Below are 15,347 nucleotides of genomic sequence, written 5' to 3'. Positions count from 1 at the left end.
GGCAGGGATGATCCGGCGTCAGGCGGACTTCTTCAGTTCCTGCACCTTGTCCGTGGCTTCCCACGAGAACTCCGGCTCCGAGCGGCCAAAGTGGCCGTACGCGGCGGTCTTGGTGTAGATCGGGCGCAGCAGGTCCAGCATGTTCACGATGCCCTTCGGACGCAGGTCGAAGTGCTCGCGCACCAGCTTGGCGATCTGGTCGTCGGGGATGACGCCCGTGCCTTCGGTGTAGACGGTGATGTTGATGGGCTCGGCCACGCCGATGGCGTAGCTGACCTGCACCTGGCACTGGCGCGCCAGACCGGCGGCCACGATGTTCTTGGCCACGTAGCGGGCGGCGTAGGCTGCCGAGCGGTCGACCTTGGACGGATCCTTGCCCGAGAACGCGCCGCCGCCGTGCGGGCATGCGCCGCCGTACGTGTCGACGATGATCTTGCGGCCGGTCAGGCCGCAATCGCCTTGCGGGCCGCCGATGACGAAGCGGCCGGTCGGGTTGACCAGGAACTTGGTCTTGGGCGTGATCAGGCCTTCGGGGAAGCTGGGCTTGATGATGTCTTCGATGACCGCTTCGCGGATGGTCTCTTGCGAGACCTCGGGCGAATGCTGGGTCGACAGCACGACGGTGTCGACTTCGGCGGGACGGCCGTCGATATAGCGGAACGTCACCTGCGACTTGGCGTCGGGACGCAGCCACGCGAGGCGGCCATCCTTGCGCAGCTCGCTCTGGCGCTGCACCAGGCGGTGCGCGTACCAGATCGGGGCCGGCATCAGGTCAGGGGTTTCGTCGCAGGCGTAGCCGAACATCAGGCCCTGGTCGCCCGCGCCCTGGTTCAGGTAGTCTTCCGAGCTGCGGTCCACGCCCTGCGCGATGTCGGGCGATTGCTTGTCGTAGGCGACGAGCACCGCGCAACCCTTGTAGTCGATGCCGTATTCGGTGTTGTCGTAGCCGATACGGCGGATCGTGTCGCGCGCGACCTGGATGTAGTCGACGTTGGCGGTGGTGGTGATTTCGCCAGCCAGCACGACCAGGCCCGTGTTGCACAGCGTTTCGGCTGCGACACGCGCGTTCGGGTCTTGCGTGAAGATGGCGTCGAGGATCGAATCGGAGATCTGATCGGCAACCTTGTCGGGGTGCCCTTCGGAGACGGATTCGGAAGTGAAGAGAAAATCGTTGTTGGCCACAGATGCGTCCTTGCTTGTCCGGGATTCCCGGCACATAGGTTCACGAGGCGCGCTGCACCCCGGTCTGCACTGCGAATGCCAACTGGGCGCGACGCTTTAGCGGATTTGGCAATGGCCGCGCAGAACGCCGCACCTTTGCCGTCGCCCCGCAAGTTGTCGGTTAACTCGGCGACTGGTCGGATTTTAAGCGAAAATGCCGTTCTTATGCTTGCGGCGAGGGTGTATGCATATACCCCGAGCAGCGGCACGACCCGGCCCGATTTCCTCCTTTTGACGCATGCTGCTGCCTCTGTTTCGACTATTTGCCGCCCTGCCGCTCCCCGTCGCGCATGCCGTCGGCCGGCTTGCCGGGCGCGCCGTGTATGCCTGGCCGGGCAAGTACCGGCGCCGCCTGCAGGCCAACGCGGCCCAGGCGGGCTATCCCGGCGCGGCGTTCGCGCGCCGCGCGGCGGCCGAAGCCGGCGCCATGATCCTGGAGAATCCCCGCGTCTGGTTCCGCAACCAGGAAAGCCTGGCGCAGGTGGTGTCCGACGATGACCACGTGGTCGCGGCCGCGCGCGCCGAAAACCGCGGCATCCTGTTCCTCACCCCGCACCTGGGCTGCTTCGAGATCACGGCGCGCTACCTGGCGCGGCAGATGCCCATGACGGTGATGTTCCGCCCGCCGCGCAAGGACGTGCTGGCGCCCTTGCTGGAAACGGCGCGCAACAGCTCGGCGGTCAATGCCGTGCCCGCCACCATGCAGGGCGTGCGGGAATTCGTGCGCGCCCTGCGCCGCGGCGAATCGGTCGGCATGCTGCCCGACCAGGCGCCCAGCGTGGGCGACGGCGTCTGGGTGCCGTTCTTCGGCCGCCTGGCCTACACCATGACGCTGCCGGGCAAGCTGGCGACCCAGACGAACGTGCCCATCATCCTGACCGCCGGCGAGCGCCTGCCCAAAGGCCGCGGCTGGCGCATCCACTACGTCCGGGTCCCCGAGCCGCTGCCCGCCGATCCGGAGGGCCAGGCCGCCCTCATCAACGCCGCGATGGAAACGCTGATCCGCCGCTGCCCCGAGCAGTACCTCTGGAGCTACAACCGCTACAAGACCCCGCGCGGCGCCCCCCCGGCGCCCGACGCCGAACCGGCGCCCCCGGCCGCCTGACGCCCCGCCGATCCCGCCGCCCGGTCTCATTCCACATCCATGAACGATAGAAAAACGCGCACGCTGGTCTCCCTGTTGAAATGGTTCGGCCGCATCAAGCCGGCGACGCGCCTGCGCATCGGCGCCTGCCTGGGCTGGCTGGCGCCCCGCCTGGCCAAGTCGCGCGCGCGCATCGTGCGCCGCAACCTGGAACTGTGCTTTCCCGACCAGCCGGCGGCCGTGCGCGAACAATGGGTGGCCGACCACTTCCGCGCGCTGGCGCAATCCATCGTCGACCGCGGCGTCCTCTGGTACGGCACGCCCGAGGCCATCCGGGAGATGGTCACGCAGACGGGCGCCGAGCGCATCAATGCCCTGACGGCCGAGGGCCGTTCCGTGATCCTGCTGGCGCCGCACTTCATCGCGCTGGACGCCGCCGCCACCCGCCTCACCATGGAAGTGCCCAGCGCGGCCACCATGTACACCCCGCAGAGCGATCCGCACATCGACGCCGTGGTGGCCGCCGGCCGCGCCCGCTTCAACGAAGTCTTCCTGGTCAGCCGCAAGGACGGCGTGCGCGACCTGATCCGCCACCTGCGAGCCCCCCGGCCGGTCTACTACCTGCCCGACATGGACTTCGGCCGCCAGGGCTCGGTCTTCGTGCCGTTCTTCGGCGTCCCGGCCGCCACGCTGCTCGCCACCGCCCAGCTCGCGCAGAAGTGGAACGCCGCCGTGCTGCCGATCGTGGGTTTCTGGAATCCGGACACCGGCAAATACCACGTCGACGTCCTGCCGCCGCTCGAGGACTTCCCGGGCGACGACGGCCTGGAAGCCGCCACCGCCCGCCTGAACCGCGAACTGGAAGCCTGGGTGCGGCGCTGCCCCAGCCAGTACTACTGGGTCCACCGCCGCTTCAAGACGCGGCCGCAAGGCGAAGCCAAGCTGTACTGACGCCGGGCGCGCGCCCGCCGCGCCACGATAATGGGCGATAATCCCGTGATGAACTGGAACTTCACCAAAATGCATGGCGCGGGCAACGATTTCGTTGTGCTGGACGGGGTCCGCCAGGCCATCGACATGACGCCCGAACGCGCGCGCGCGTTGGGCGACCGCCATTTCGGCATCGGCGCCGACCAGATCCTGCTGGTCGAACGCGCCACGCGGCCGGACGCGGACTTTCGCTACCGCATTTTCAATTCCGATGGCAGCGAGGTCGAACACTGCGGCAACGGCGCCCGCTGCTTCGTGCGCTTCGTGCACGAACAGGGCCTGTCCGACCGCAACCCGCTGCGCGCCGAGATCGCCACGGGCATCCTGATCCTGGACGAAGGCGACGACGAGCAGGTCACCGTGGAAATGGGCAGCACCCGCTTCGACCCCGCCGCCCTGCCCTTCGATCCGGCCGGCCTGCCTTCGCGCACGCAGGGCCAGGACACGATCTGGGAACTGGACCTGGACGCGCCCGCCGGCATGCCCCGCACGGTTGCCATCTCAGCCGTCGCCATCTCCAATCCGCACGCGGTTCAGGTCGTCGATGACGTCGACACCGCGCCCGTCGCCGTGCTGGGTCCGCTCATCGAGCACCACCCGCGCTTTGCGCGCCGCGTCAACGCCGGCTTCATGCAGGTCGTCGACCGCCACAACATCCGCCTGCGCGTCTTCGAACGCGGCGCCGGCGAAACCCTGGCCTGCGGCACGGGCGCCTGCGCCGCCGTCGCGGCCGGCATCCGCCGCGGCCTGCTCGATTCGCCCGTGCGCGTGCAGACCCGCGGCGGCGTCCTGACCGTCGCCTGGAACGGCGAACAGCTCCGCATGACCGGCCCCGCCGAATCCGTCTTCACGGGCCAGGTCGACATCGACAAGCTCGTCTTCTCCATGGCGCTGAACCGATAACCCTATGACCGATACCGCTTTCACCGCCCAGGACATCGCAGCCTTCCTGCAAGAGAACCCCGGCTTCTTCGACGAGCACGCCGACGTCTTCGCCACCCTGCAGGTGCCGCATCCGCACGGATCGCGCGCCATTTCGCTGGGCGAACGCCAGATCCTCACGCTGCGCGAACGCACCCGCGAACTCGAATGGCGCCTGAACGAACTGGTGCGCAACGCCACCGCCAACGAGACCATCGGCTCGCATGTGGCCAAGTGGTGCTGCCGCCTGCTGTCCGAATGCGATCCGCAACTGGTGCCGGGCGAAATCGCGCTGGGGCTGGCCGAACAATTCGAGCTCAACCACGTGGCGCTGCGCCTCTGGAACCTGTCCGACCTGCCCGACCACGGCTACGGCGAACCCGTGTCCGAAGACGTGCGCACCTTCACCGACAGCCTGAAGACGCCGTATTGCGGCACCGACACGGCCTTCGAGGCGGTGTCCTGGCTGGACGCCAAACCCAAGTCGCTGGCGCTGGTGCCCCTGCGACTGGAGGCCGACGGCCCGGCCGTGGGCCTGCTGGTGCTGGGTTCCGACGACCCCGAACGTTTCACGCCCGAAATGGGCACGACGTTCCTGGAGTCCGTCGGCCAGCTCGCGTCCGCGGCCCTGCACCGGCTGAATCCGGCCTCGCCCAAGGTCTAGGCCCAACGGGGCGGACAAGGACCACGCCATGCCCAGCGACGCGCACGACGCCCATCCGCCCCCCGTCGCCCTGCCCGACCCGATGCGCGCCTGGCTGCGCCATCTGGAAACCAACCGGCGCTATTCACCCCACACGCTCGATGGCTACCGGCGCGAGCTGCAATTCCTGCGCGAACTGGCCGACAAGTCCGGCCTGCCGCTGGACAAGCTCAGCAACGGCCATATCCGCCAGTTCGTGGCGCGCCTGCACGCGCAGGGCCGCGGCCCGCGCAGCCTGGCGCGCACCCTGGCGGCCTGGCGCGGCTTTTACCAATGGTGGGCGCCGGCGGCGGAACTGGCCGGCAACCCCGTCGCGGGCGTGCGCGCCCCCAAGGCGCCCCGCGGCCTGCCCAAGGCCCTGTCCGTGGAGCAGACCCAGGCCCTGCTGGACCGCGCGCCGGCGCAGGTCGCCACCGAACCGGCCGCGCTGCGCGACCAGGCCATGCTCGAACTGCTGTATTCCAGCGGGCTGCGGCTGTCGGAACTGGTGGGCCTGGATCTGCGCTACGAACGCGCCGCCGGCTACGAATCGCGCGGCTGGCTGAACCTGGATGAAGCCGAGGTCGTGGTGCTGGGCAAGGGCGGCAAGCGCCGCTCGGTGCCGGTCGGCCAGCAGGCCCTGGCGGCCCTGCGCAAGTGGATCGAAGCCCGCCCGCAGCTTGCCCTGCCAGCGCCGCCGCCCGAGGATGCGGCCGCGCTGTTCCTGGGCGCGCGCGGACGCCGGATTTCGCCGCGCGTGGTGCAACTGCAGCTCGCGCGCATCGCCCAGACGGCCGGCGTGCCCACCCACGTGCATCCGCATGTGCTGCGCCACAGCTTCGCCAGCCACGTGCTGCAGTCGGCGCAGGATCTGCGCGCGGTGCAGGAGATGCTCGGCCACGCCAATATCTCCACGACCCAGATCTACACGCGGCTCGATTTCCAGCATCTGGCCAAGGCCTACGACCAGGCGCATCCGCGCGCCGGCCGCAAGTCCTGAAGGGCTGACGGCCGCCCGGCGGCGCGGCCGGGACCCGCGCGAACCTTGTGTACGAACGGACGGGGCCGCGACTTACCGCGCTTAGCCGCCGGCGGCCACCATGCCGCCCAGCAGCATCACCCCCAGCAACAGCACCGCCAGCGCCGCCAGCGCCTCGATGGCATAGCGCAGCCGCGCCGCGCCCGCGCCGGACAGGCGGCCGCCCAGGCGCGTGGCCACGCCGCCCGCCGCCACGGCCAGGCAGGCCAGCGCCGCCACCGTCAATCCGGTGCCCAGGCCCATCGCCAACGCCGAGGCCACACCCGCCGCGAAAAACCCCTGCGACAGCGCGAACACCAGCACGATCAGCGCCCCGCTGCAGGGCCGCAGGCCCACCGCCAGGATGGCCGACCCCGCGCGGCGCCAGTCCAGCGGACCGGCAACCTGCTCCGGCGCCGGCACATGCGCATGGCCGCAGCCGCAATCGAGGCCGTGGTGGGCGTGGGAGTGGGCGGGGATGTGGCTGGCCGAGCGGTCATGCGAGTGACCGCGCGCGTGGTCGTGGGTGTGGCTGTGGGTGTGGCTGTGGGTATGGCCGTGGTCATGATCGTGATCGTGGCTGTGGCTGTGCCCATGGTCATGATCGTGGCCGTGCCCGAGCCCGCCCTTCGCGCCCGCCGCCCGCCGCACCAGCGGCCGCACCGCCTTGATCCACACCAGCCAGGCTCCCAGCAGCGTCACCAGCCCATAAGACGCCAGTTCCAGCCAGCGCGTGGCCGCGTTCATCGTCGCCGCGGTCGCGTTGAACACCATGGCCAGGACGGCCACCATCAGGATCGCCACCAGCGCCTGGATCAGCGAGGACGCCAGCGCCAGCAGCGCGCCATTGCGCGCGGTCTGCCGGTTGGCCAGCACGTACGAGGAAATCACCGCCTTGCCATGACCGGGCCCCAGCGCATGAAAAACGCCATAGGCGAAAGACAGGCCCACCAACGCCCACGCCGCGCCGCCGTCTGCCTGCCAGGCCCGCACCGCGCCCGTCAACTGCCGGTAGAAATGCGACTGCCAGACGGACACGCTGCCGAAGAAGCTGGAAAGCCAGCCGGGGCCGGCAAGGCCCGCGCCGCTTTCCGGCACGCCGAACGGATGCGCGCCCTGCGCGAACGCGGCGGAGATCCCGCCCAGCATCGCAAGCAGGAGCACCAGCGCCGCCGCGCGACGGCCTAGGGGCACCGCACGTCGATCCGGTGCGTGAGTCCCTTGGTGATGGCAAAGAGTTCGTCCGGCAACGCGTCCGGGTCGGCCGGGATCGCGGCCAGCTGCTGCATGGTTTTCCAATCCAGTTCCTTGGGCTTGCGATAGTCGGCGGTGCAGGCCGCGCTCCGCGGACCGCCCAGCGACACCGCGCCCTTCTCGTCAAAAGCGTAGGCCACGAAATAGGTAGGGTCGTAGATATCCACCTGCGCGCCGCCCGCGCCCGGCGCAACGGGCTGGGCCAGCGGCAGCGTGAACGTCAGCGTCAGCCGCGAGGTCTTGGGATTCCATTCGACGCGGGCATCGCGCGGCGCGCCGAAGGCGGCGCTTTTGCCGTCCACCGTCACCCGCGTGAAGTAATGGGAGATCGGCTCGCCCAGCGCCTTCATCCAGTCCTGGGCCATGCCCTTCAGCGTCTCGGCGGGCAGCGAACCGTCCTTGCCTTTCTTCAGCCCCTGCGTGGCGTAGGCGCCAAACATGTCGTCGAACCGCCAGACCTGCCGGACGGCAGTGATGCGCTGCTCGGCATTGATCTCGATCTGCGCGCGGGCGTCGATCCACATGTGCGGATGCGCGCTGGCGGCGCCCGCCGCCAGCAGCGCCGCCACGGCGCTCAGGGCTGCAAGGCCGTGGCAAGCTGACGTGCGTTCCATTCAAACATTTCCAGGTAGGTGGCGCCCGGCTGTCCGGGCTTGGACAGGGCATCGGAGTAAAGCGTACCACCCACCTTGGCGCCGGTCTCGCGCGCGATCTGCTGGACGAGCTTGGGGCTGCTGATGTTCTCGACGAACACCGCGGGCACCTTCTCGCGCCGCACCTGCTCGATGATGGCGGCCACCTCGCGCGCCGACGGCTCGGCGTCGGTCGACACGCCCATCGCGGGAATGAACGTCACGCCGTAGGCATCGCCGAAATAGCCGAACGCGTCGTGCGAAGTAACGACCTTGCGGCGATCGGCGGCGATGGCGTCGAAGGCCTTGCGCACGCTGGCGTCCAGCGCATTGAGCCGCGCGATGTACGCGTCGGCGCGCTGGCGGTAGGCCTGCGCGTGCGCCGGATCGGCCGCGGCCAGGCCATCGGCCACATTGCGCGCGTAGATCACGCCGTTCGCCAGATTCTGCCAGGCGTGCGGATCGGCGCCGCCATGGTGATGATGATGGCCATGCTTGTGATCGTCATCGTGATCATGGCCATGATCGTGGTCGTGATCGTGATCGTGATCATCGTGGTTGTCGGTGCCGCCTTGGCCCTCGCCCTGGCTCCCGAACGCGCGCGGCTTGACGCCCTTCGATGCCGTCACCGTCTGCCCGGAAAATCCGGACGCCTTGGTCAGCCGGGGCAGCCAGGTCTCGAAATCCAGGCCATTCACGATCAGCACGCGCGCCTCGGCCAGCTTCCTGGCGTCGCCAGGCGTGGGCTCGTAGCCGTGGGCATCGCCGTCCGGCCCGACCAGCGTGGTCACGCTGACGTCGGCGCCCCCGACCTCGCGCACGATGTCGCCCAGGATGGAAAAGCTGGCCACCACCTTCAGCGGCTCGGCCGCCTGCGCGGTCCCCAGGATGGCCGACAGGCACACGCCGGCCATGGCCAGCAACGCCCGGCGGCGGGCCGGCGAATTCGAACGCATAGCGAATCTCCTTAAGTAGTCTCAGGCAGGGCGCGCGCGTCGCGCCGCCCGCAGCAGGCCGCCTTGCGGGCCGCCCACGATGGAAAACAGATAGCAGGCGCCCGCCGCCAGGATGATGGCGGGCGAGGCCGGCACGTCGAAGTGATAGGAGACCAGCAGGCCGGCCACCGACGCGGCGACCCCGATCGCCGCCGACAGCGGAATCTGGCGGGCCGCGCTGCGCACCCAGAAGCGCGCCGCGGCCGCGGGCAGCATCATGATGCCCACCACCATCAGCGTGCCCAGCACCTGGAAGCCCGCCACCAGGTTCACCACGACCAGCACCAGAAAGCCCATGTGCACCACGCCGCCGCGCCCGCCGCTCGCGCGCAGGAAACCGGGGTCCAGGCACTCGGCCACCAGCAGGCGGTAGATCGCGGCCAGCGCCAGCAGGGTCACGCTGGCCGTGGCCGTCACGAGCAGCAGCGCCGCGTCGTCCAGCCCCAGCACCGTGCCGAACAGGACATGCAGCAGGTCCATGTTGGAGCCGCGCAGCGATACCAGCAGCACGCCCAGCCCCAGCGATATCAGGTAGAACGCGGCAAAGCTCGCGTCTTCGCGCAGCGGCGTCAACCGCGCCACCAGCCCGGCCAGCAACGCCACGGCCAGACCGGTGACGATGCCTCCCAGCATCATCGCCCCCAGCGACAGGCCCGCCATCAGGAAGCCGACGGCCACGCCGGGCAGGATGGCGTGCGACATCGCATCGCCCATCAGGCTCATGCGCCGCAGCACCAGAAAGACGCCCAGCGGCGCGGCGCCCAGCGACAGCGCGCAGGCGCCCGCCAGCGCGCGACGCATGAAGCCAAAATCCACGAACGGCGACACCACCCACTGCGCCAGCGTCATGCCCAGGCCCCCGCCTGCCGCTGCCGCGCGGCTTTCAGGTGCGCGTCGCTCAGCGTCGTGCACGTATCGCCCCAGGCCACCACCGACCCGGACAGGAGCAGGCATTCCGGAAAATGGTCGCGCACCAGGTCCAGGTCGTGCAGGACCGCGATCACGGTCCGGCCCTGGCCATGCAGGCCGCAAAGCAGCGCCATCAGTTCCTCGGCCGTGTGGCTGTCCACCGCGGCGAAGGGTTCGTCCAGCAGCAGCACCGGCGCGTCCTGCACCAGCATCCGGGCAAACAGCGTGCGCTGCATCTGCCCGCCCGACAGCGTATCCACGCCCCGGTCCGCGGCATCGGCCAGGTTCACGGTTTCCAGCGCCTGCATGCAGCGGTCCAGCTCCTCGCGGCCGAACCCGCGCCATCCGCCCACGCGGCGCCACGCGCCCATCGCAACCAGATCCAGCACGGTGGTGGGAAACGACCGGTCCAGCTCCGCCGCCTGCGGCAGCCAGGCCAGCGCAGAGCGTCCCGCGCCGCGTATGCGCACGCTGCCCGTCATCGGGCGCAGCACGCCCATGATGCCCTTGATGAGCGTCGACTTACCCGCGCCGTTGGGTCCGACCACGGCCGTCATGCCGCCGGGCGCGAAGCTGCCCGACACCGAACGCAGCGCCGCGCGCCCGTGCCAGCCGAACGATGCGTCGGCCAGCTCCACCGTGATGGGCGCCGCATTCATCGCGGCCACCAGTCCAGCGCCCAGCCGGTCAGGCCCCACAGCAGGACCGACGCGGCCAGCGCCCAGGCCATGCGCCGCCAGGCGGAAACGAGAAACGCGGATCGGGGCGGCGTGCCCCGGCCGGGCGCGGCGCCGGGCCGCGGGGGCAGGAGCGTGAAATGAGACATGGGGGACGACGGGGAAAGCGGCAATGACAGTTTTATTATGTTATATCATAACCAAACTATCCGGACGCCGGCGCCGGCTCCCGCACGCCGGGGTTTTCTGCTACCTTCCAGGCATCTCACGCGCGCGTCGCGCGCGTTTTCCATTCAGATAAAGCCCGCCATGTCCGCTCCGTCCCGTCCACCCCGCAGCGATACCGTAGGCGCTCAGCTCAGCGTCGCCGAAACGCTCTGCGCGCAGCGCGGACGCCGCCTCACGCCCATCCGCCGCAAGGTGCTTGAACTCCTGCTGCGCCACGGCCGCAGCCTGAAAGCCTACGAACTGCTGGACGCGATGCGCGCCGTCCATCCCGGCGCCGCGCCCCCCACGGTGTACCGCGCCCTGGATTTCCTGATGGACGAAGGCCTGATCCACCGCCTGGACGCCGTGAATGCCTGGAGCGCCTGCCACGACGCCGGCGGCGCGCCCCACGACCTGCTGGTGGTCTGTACCGGTTGCGGCGCGGTGGCCGAAGTCTCCGATCCGGCCATGAGCCGGCAACTGGCCGAACGCGTCGCCCAGACGGGCTTTGCGCTTGCCACCCACGAAACCGAAATCCGCGCGCTGTGCCCGCAGTGCCAGAAGAAGCAGCCGGCCGACGCCGGACACCATCACCACCACCACTGAACGGCTGACCCCGCGCCGCCCCGCTCATCCTTTGGATGCGTCCCGACGGCCGGGCCATCCGCGCCCGCCGCGCAAGCCGCCCTTGAAAGCCGGCAAACCGCCCCCAAATAGAGTTATCGCCTGATATCTTGACGGCGTACGGCTGCCATCTGGCGGCCTCGGCCCCCCGGGTTGGCCCGGGGTTTGCCCCCTGCCCCCGACTGTGCTGTAATCCTGCGTCCGGCCGCCATCGGCGGCCTTCGCAGCCTGTGGCAGACATCAATCGGCAGGGACTGAAAACCCCGTCAGGCGCTGTGTTCCACGCCCTGACTTCACGCTAGCAGCTTCGCCATGAATACCCCGCGCAGTTTGGACAAAATGGTTCCCGTCACCATCCTCACCGGCTTTCTCGGTGCGGGCAAGACCACCCTGCTCAAACGCATCCTGACCGAATTCCACGGCCGCCGCGTCGCGGTCATCGAAAACGAATTCGGACCGGAAAGCATCGACAACGACCTGCTCGTGCAGGACAGCGACGAAGAAATCATCGAACTGTCCAACGGCTGCGTCTGCTGCACGGTGCGCGGCGACCTGATGCGCACGCTGTCCGACCTGCGCGCCAAGCGCGAAGCGGGCGAACTGACTTTCGAACGCGTCATCCTCGAAACGACCGGCATGGCCAACCCCGGCCCCGTCTGCCAGACGTTCTTCATGGATGACGACATCGCCGAGTACTACCGCCTGGACGCGGTGGTCACCGTGGTCGATGCCAAGCACGGCATGGCCACCCTCGACAACCAGCCCGAAGCCCAGAAGCAGGTCGGTTTCGCCGACCGCATCCTGATCTCGAAGAAAGACCTGGTCAACGACGTCGACTACGAAGCGCTGCGCCACCGCCTGGTTCACATGAACCCGCGCGCGCCCATCACCGCCGTCAACTTCGGCGACGTCGACCTCAAGTCCATCATCGACATCAGCGGCTTCAACCTGAATTCCATTCTGGACATCGACCCGGAATTCCTGGCCGATGAGCATCCGGACGCCGCCCACAGCCATGCCCACGATCACGACCATGGGCACGATCACGGCCATGACCACGGTCACGACCATGACCATGACCACGATGGCGAATGCGGCGCGCACTGCAATCATGCCCATCATCACCACCCGAAGCACGACGACGAAATCGGCGCCTTCGTGTTCCGTTCGAACAAGCCGTTCGACCCCGCGCGCCTCGAGGAATTCCTGGGCGGCGTCGTGCAGGTCTACGGCCCCGACCTGATGCGCTACAAGGGCATCCTGTACATGAAGGGCATCAACCGCCGCATGTTGTTCCAGGGTGTGCACATGATGATGGGCGCCGAACCCGGCAAGCCGTGGACCGCGGCCGAGAAACCGTCCACCAAGATGGTATTCATCGGACGTAAGCTGCCCCAGGAGATTTTCACCCGGGGCTTGGAGCAGTGCCTGGCGGGGTAATCCCCATTCCTGCGTGACGTGATGCGACGAAGGCAGTACTGTGAGGTACGGATAGCGTAGGCAACAAGTAACACGGACCGGGAATGGACGCCCGCGCCAGGATCGATTCATAGTGGAGTGTTTACATGGCTACCAAGGCAGCAACCAAAAAATCAAGCAAGTCGACGAGCGATACGGCGATTGATCTGCCCAGCGAGAAGGAATTGCTGGCCATGCCCGAGTCCGACTACATGAACGACCGCCAACTGGCGTTCTTCAAGGAACGGCTCAAACAACTCGAGCAGGACATCCTGGCCAACGCCGGCGAAACCACCGAGCACCTGCGTGAAACGCAATTCGTGCCGGATCCCGCCGACCGCGCCACCATCGAGGAAGAGCACGCCCTGGAACTGCGCACCCGCGACCGCGAGCGCAAGCTGCTCAAGAAGGTGCAGCAGTCCATCGCCCGCATCGACAGCGGCGAATACGGCTGGTGTGAAGAAACCGGCGAGCCCATCGGCATCCCCCGCCTGCTCGCCCGCCCCACGGCCACCCTGTCGCTGGAAGCGCAGGAACGCCGCGAGATGCGCCAAAAGCTGTACGGCGACTGACCCGTCCCGCATTCGCACCGCCACTGCAAGGCCATGCTGATTCAGCATGGCCTTTTTTGTCGCGCTGGCCAGACCTTGATATCCCTGCGACCGCCCCCAGCTAATCCTTTCAAAGGAAGGAACGCATGGAACAATTTCACGCCACCACCATCGTGTGTGTGCGCCGCGGCAACCGCGTCGCGCTCGGCGGCGATGGCCAGGTCACCCTGGGCAACATCGTCATCAAGGGCACGGCCCGCAAGATCCGCCGCCTCTACCACGACAAGATCCTCGCTGGCTTTGCCGGCGCCACCGCCGACGCGTTCACCCTGCAGGAACGCTTCGAAGCCAAACTCGAAAAGCACCAGGGCAACCTGATGCGCGCGGCCGTCGAGCTGACCCGCGACTGGCGTACCGACCGCGTCCTGCGCCGGCTGGAAGCCATGCTGATCGTGGCCGACGCCGAGCACACGCTGGTGCTCACCGGCAACGGCGACGTCCTGGAGCCCGAGCACGGCCTGGCCGCCATCGGCTCCGGCGGCGCCTATGCCCAATCGGCCGCGCTGGCGCTCTTGCGCAACACCGATCTGCCGCCCGAAACGATCATCAAGCAATCGCTCGAGATCGCCGGCGACCTGTGCATCTACACCAACCAGAACCACGTCATCGAAACGCTGGGCGACTGATGCCCGCCGCGCGGCGCAGCCAGCGCCGCGGCGCCCTCCCAGCCTGCCCTAGCTCCAAGGATCCGCCCTCATGTCCGCATCCAACATGACGCCCGGAGAGATCGTCTCCGAACTCGACAAGTACATCGTCGGCCAGAACCGCGCCAAGCGCGCCGTCGCGGTGGCCCTGCGCAACCGCTGGCGCCGCCAGCAGGTCGCGGAACCCCTGCGCCACGAAATCCACCCCAAGAACATCCTGATGATCGGCCCGACCGGCGTCGGCAAGACCGAAATCGCGCGCCGCCTGGCCAAGCTGGCCAACGCCCCGTTCATCAAGATCGAAGCCACCAAGTTCACCGAAGTCGGCTACGTGGGCCGCGACGTGGACACCATCATCCGCGACCTGACGGAATACTCCATCAAGCAGACGCGCGAGCTGGAAATGCGCCGCGTGCGCACCCAGGCCGAGGACGCCGCCGAGGACCGCATCCTGGACGCCCTGGTCCCGCCCCCCCGCGGCGCCTCCGGCGAACCGCTGCGCGGCGAAGACAACAGCGCCCGCCAGACCTTCAGGAAGCGCCTGCGCGAAGGCAAGATCGACGATCTTGAAATCGAGATCGAAGTCGCCCAGGCCGCGCCCCAGATGGACGTCATGACGCCGCCCGGCATGGAAGAAATGGCCGAACAGCTGCGCGGCATGTTCGCCGGCCTGGCCCGCGACAAGAAAAAGCCCAAGAAGATGAAGGTCCGCGAGGCCTTCAAGCTGATCGTCGACGAAGAAGCCGCCAAGCGCGTCAACGAAGAAGACCTGCGCGCCGTGGCGATCACCAACGTCGAGCAGAACGGCATCGTCTTCCTGGACGAAATCGACAAGATCGCCGCGCGCCAGGAATCCGGCGGCGCGGATGTGTCCCGCCAGGGCGTGCAGCGCGACCTGCTGCCGCTGGTCGAAGGCACCACCGTCAACACGCGCTACGGCATGGTCCGCACCGACCACATCCTGTTCATCGCATCGGGCGCCTTCCACCTGTCGCGTCCGTCCGACCTGATCCCGGAACTGCAAGGCCGCTTCCCCATCCGCGTCGAACTCGAATCGCTCACCGCCGAAGACTTCGTGCGCATCCTGTCCGACACGGACGCCTCGCTGACCAAGCAGTACACGGCGCTGATGGCCACGGAAGACGTCGCCCTGGAATTCACCGACGAAGGCGTGCGCCGCCTGGCCGAACTGGCCTTCGAGGTCAACGAGACCACCGAAAACATCGGCGCCCGCCGCCTGTACACGGTGATGGAAAAGCTGCTGGATGAACTGTCCTTCGACGCCACCTCCAGCCAGGACAAGCATGTGAAGATCGACGCCGCCTACGTCAATGCGCAGTTGGCCGAAGCGGCCAGCAGCCAGGACCTGGCCCGCTACGTGCTCTGACGGCCCGGGGCTCCGGCCCCGCCCCGGACGCAA

General features: G+C 68.3%; 17 protein-coding genes. 10 read left to right on the top strand and 7 right to left on the bottom strand.

Going from position 1 to position 15,347, the window contains the following annotated elements; all coding sequences use genetic code 11:
• Nucleotides 1–18 precede the first annotated feature (18 nt).
• On the bottom strand, nucleotides 19–1,182 hold the full coding sequence (metK, locus tag BXA00_RS10490; protein WP_076518441.1) for a methionine adenosyltransferase: 1,164 nt from the start codon (nucleotides 1,180–1,182) through the stop codon (nucleotides 19–21).
• 277 nt (nucleotides 1,183–1,459) lie between these two features.
• Here metK and BXA00_RS10485 point away from each other — a divergent pair, with 277 nt between their 5' ends.
• Genes BXA00_RS10485 through xerC form a run of 5 tightly spaced genes read left to right on the top strand, consistent with a single transcriptional unit; the run spans nucleotide 1,460 to nucleotide 5,898 of the window.
• A complete protein-coding gene (locus BXA00_RS10485) occupies nucleotides 1,460–2,326 on the top strand; it encodes a lysophospholipid acyltransferase family protein (protein ID WP_076518440.1) in 867 nt (288 codons plus the stop codon).
• A gap of 39 nt (nucleotides 2,327–2,365) precedes the next feature.
• The gene (locus BXA00_RS10480) at nucleotides 2,366–3,256 is read left to right on the top strand and encodes a lysophospholipid acyltransferase family protein (RefSeq protein ID WP_076518439.1); all 891 of its coding nucleotides are present in this window, start codon (nucleotides 2,366–2,368) and stop codon (nucleotides 3,254–3,256) included.
• 30 nt (nucleotides 3,257–3,286) lie between these two features.
• Nucleotides 3,287–4,198: a diaminopimelate epimerase gene (gene dapF, locus BXA00_RS10475; RefSeq protein ID WP_076518438.1), complete on the top strand. Its 912-nt coding sequence runs from the start codon at nucleotides 3,287–3,289 to the stop codon at nucleotides 4,196–4,198.
• Between the two features lie 4 nt (nucleotides 4,199–4,202).
• Nucleotides 4,203–4,880 carry a DUF484 family protein gene (locus tag BXA00_RS10470; protein ID WP_076518437.1) on the top strand — a complete coding sequence of 226 codons (678 nt, stop codon included), beginning with the start codon at nucleotides 4,203–4,205 and terminating at the stop codon, nucleotides 4,878–4,880.
• Nucleotides 4,881–4,908: 28 nt separating this feature from the next.
• Nucleotides 4,909–5,898, top strand: a complete 990-nt coding sequence (xerC, locus tag BXA00_RS10465; RefSeq protein ID WP_076518436.1) for a tyrosine recombinase XerC — start codon at nucleotides 4,909–4,911, stop codon at nucleotides 5,896–5,898.
• Between the two features lie 81 nt (nucleotides 5,899–5,979).
• Here the strand turns inward: xerC and BXA00_RS10460 are convergent, their stop codons facing one another.
• Genes BXA00_RS10460 through BXA00_RS29080 form a run of 6 tightly spaced genes read right to left on the bottom strand, consistent with a single transcriptional unit; the run spans nucleotide 5,980 to nucleotide 10,532 of the window.
• On the bottom strand, nucleotides 5,980–7,110 hold the full coding sequence (locus BXA00_RS10460) for a nickel/cobalt transporter (RefSeq protein WP_076518435.1): 1,131 nt from the start codon (nucleotides 7,108–7,110) through the stop codon (nucleotides 5,980–5,982).
• On the bottom strand, nucleotides 7,101–7,784 hold the full coding sequence (locus BXA00_RS10455) for a DUF1007 family protein (protein WP_076518434.1): 684 nt from the start codon (nucleotides 7,782–7,784) through the stop codon (nucleotides 7,101–7,103). Before BXA00_RS10455 ends, BXA00_RS10460 begins: the two co-directional genes overlap by 10 nt.
• On the bottom strand, nucleotides 7,745–8,758 hold the full coding sequence (locus BXA00_RS10450; protein ID WP_076518433.1) for a metal ABC transporter substrate-binding protein: 1,014 nt from the start codon (nucleotides 8,756–8,758) through the stop codon (nucleotides 7,745–7,747). The genes BXA00_RS10455 and BXA00_RS10450 overlap by 40 nt, the downstream gene beginning before the upstream one ends.
• A 21-nt stretch (nucleotides 8,759–8,779) precedes the next feature.
• On the bottom strand, nucleotides 8,780–9,646 hold the full coding sequence (locus tag BXA00_RS10445) for a metal ABC transporter permease (protein WP_076518432.1): 867 nt from the start codon (nucleotides 9,644–9,646) through the stop codon (nucleotides 8,780–8,782).
• Nucleotides 9,643–10,365 (bottom strand): metal ABC transporter ATP-binding protein, encoded by a 723-nt coding sequence (locus BXA00_RS10440; protein WP_076518431.1) that lies wholly within the window; start codon nucleotides 10,363–10,365, stop codon nucleotides 9,643–9,645. The genes BXA00_RS10445 and BXA00_RS10440 overlap by 4 nt, the downstream gene beginning before the upstream one ends.
• Entirely contained in the window at nucleotides 10,362–10,532 is a 171-nt protein-coding gene (locus tag BXA00_RS29080; protein WP_172805870.1) for a hypothetical protein, read from the bottom strand. The genes BXA00_RS10440 and BXA00_RS29080 overlap by 4 nt, the downstream gene beginning before the upstream one ends.
• 160 nt (nucleotides 10,533–10,692) lie before the next feature.
• Here BXA00_RS29080 and BXA00_RS10435 point away from each other — a divergent pair, with 160 nt between their 5' ends.
• The 5 genes from BXA00_RS10435 to hslU all read left to right on the top strand — a co-directional run bounded on the left by BXA00_RS10435 (nucleotide 10,693) and on the right by hslU (nucleotide 15,314).
• Nucleotides 10,693–11,196, top strand: coding sequence for a Fur family transcriptional regulator (locus BXA00_RS10435; protein WP_076518430.1), 504 nt, complete (start codon nucleotides 10,693–10,695; stop codon nucleotides 11,194–11,196).
• 330 nt (nucleotides 11,197–11,526) lie between these two features.
• On the top strand, nucleotides 11,527–12,654 hold the full coding sequence (locus tag BXA00_RS10430; protein WP_076518429.1) for a GTP-binding protein: 1,128 nt from the start codon (nucleotides 11,527–11,529) through the stop codon (nucleotides 12,652–12,654).
• A gap of 125 nt (nucleotides 12,655–12,779) precedes the next feature.
• On the top strand, nucleotides 12,780–13,244 hold the full coding sequence (gene dksA / locus BXA00_RS10425; protein WP_056327244.1) for an RNA polymerase-binding protein DksA: 465 nt from the start codon (nucleotides 12,780–12,782) through the stop codon (nucleotides 13,242–13,244).
• 125 nt (nucleotides 13,245–13,369) lie between these two features.
• Nucleotides 13,370–13,909, top strand: a complete 540-nt coding sequence (gene hslV / locus BXA00_RS10420) for an ATP-dependent protease subunit HslV (protein WP_056327243.1) — start codon at nucleotides 13,370–13,372, stop codon at nucleotides 13,907–13,909.
• A 70-nt stretch (nucleotides 13,910–13,979) separates the two neighbouring features.
• On the top strand, nucleotides 13,980–15,314 hold the full coding sequence (gene hslU / locus BXA00_RS10415) for an ATP-dependent protease ATPase subunit HslU (protein WP_076518428.1): 1,335 nt from the start codon (nucleotides 13,980–13,982) through the stop codon (nucleotides 15,312–15,314).
• Nucleotides 15,315–15,347: the final 33 nt, after the last annotated feature.

Source organism: Achromobacter sp. MFA1 R4 (assembly GCF_900156745.1).
Taxonomy (GTDB): domain Bacteria; phylum Pseudomonadota; class Gammaproteobacteria; order Burkholderiales; family Burkholderiaceae_B; genus Achromobacter.
Note: the sequence above shows the minus strand (reverse complement) of the source record. Positions and strands in the feature narration are given on the sequence as shown.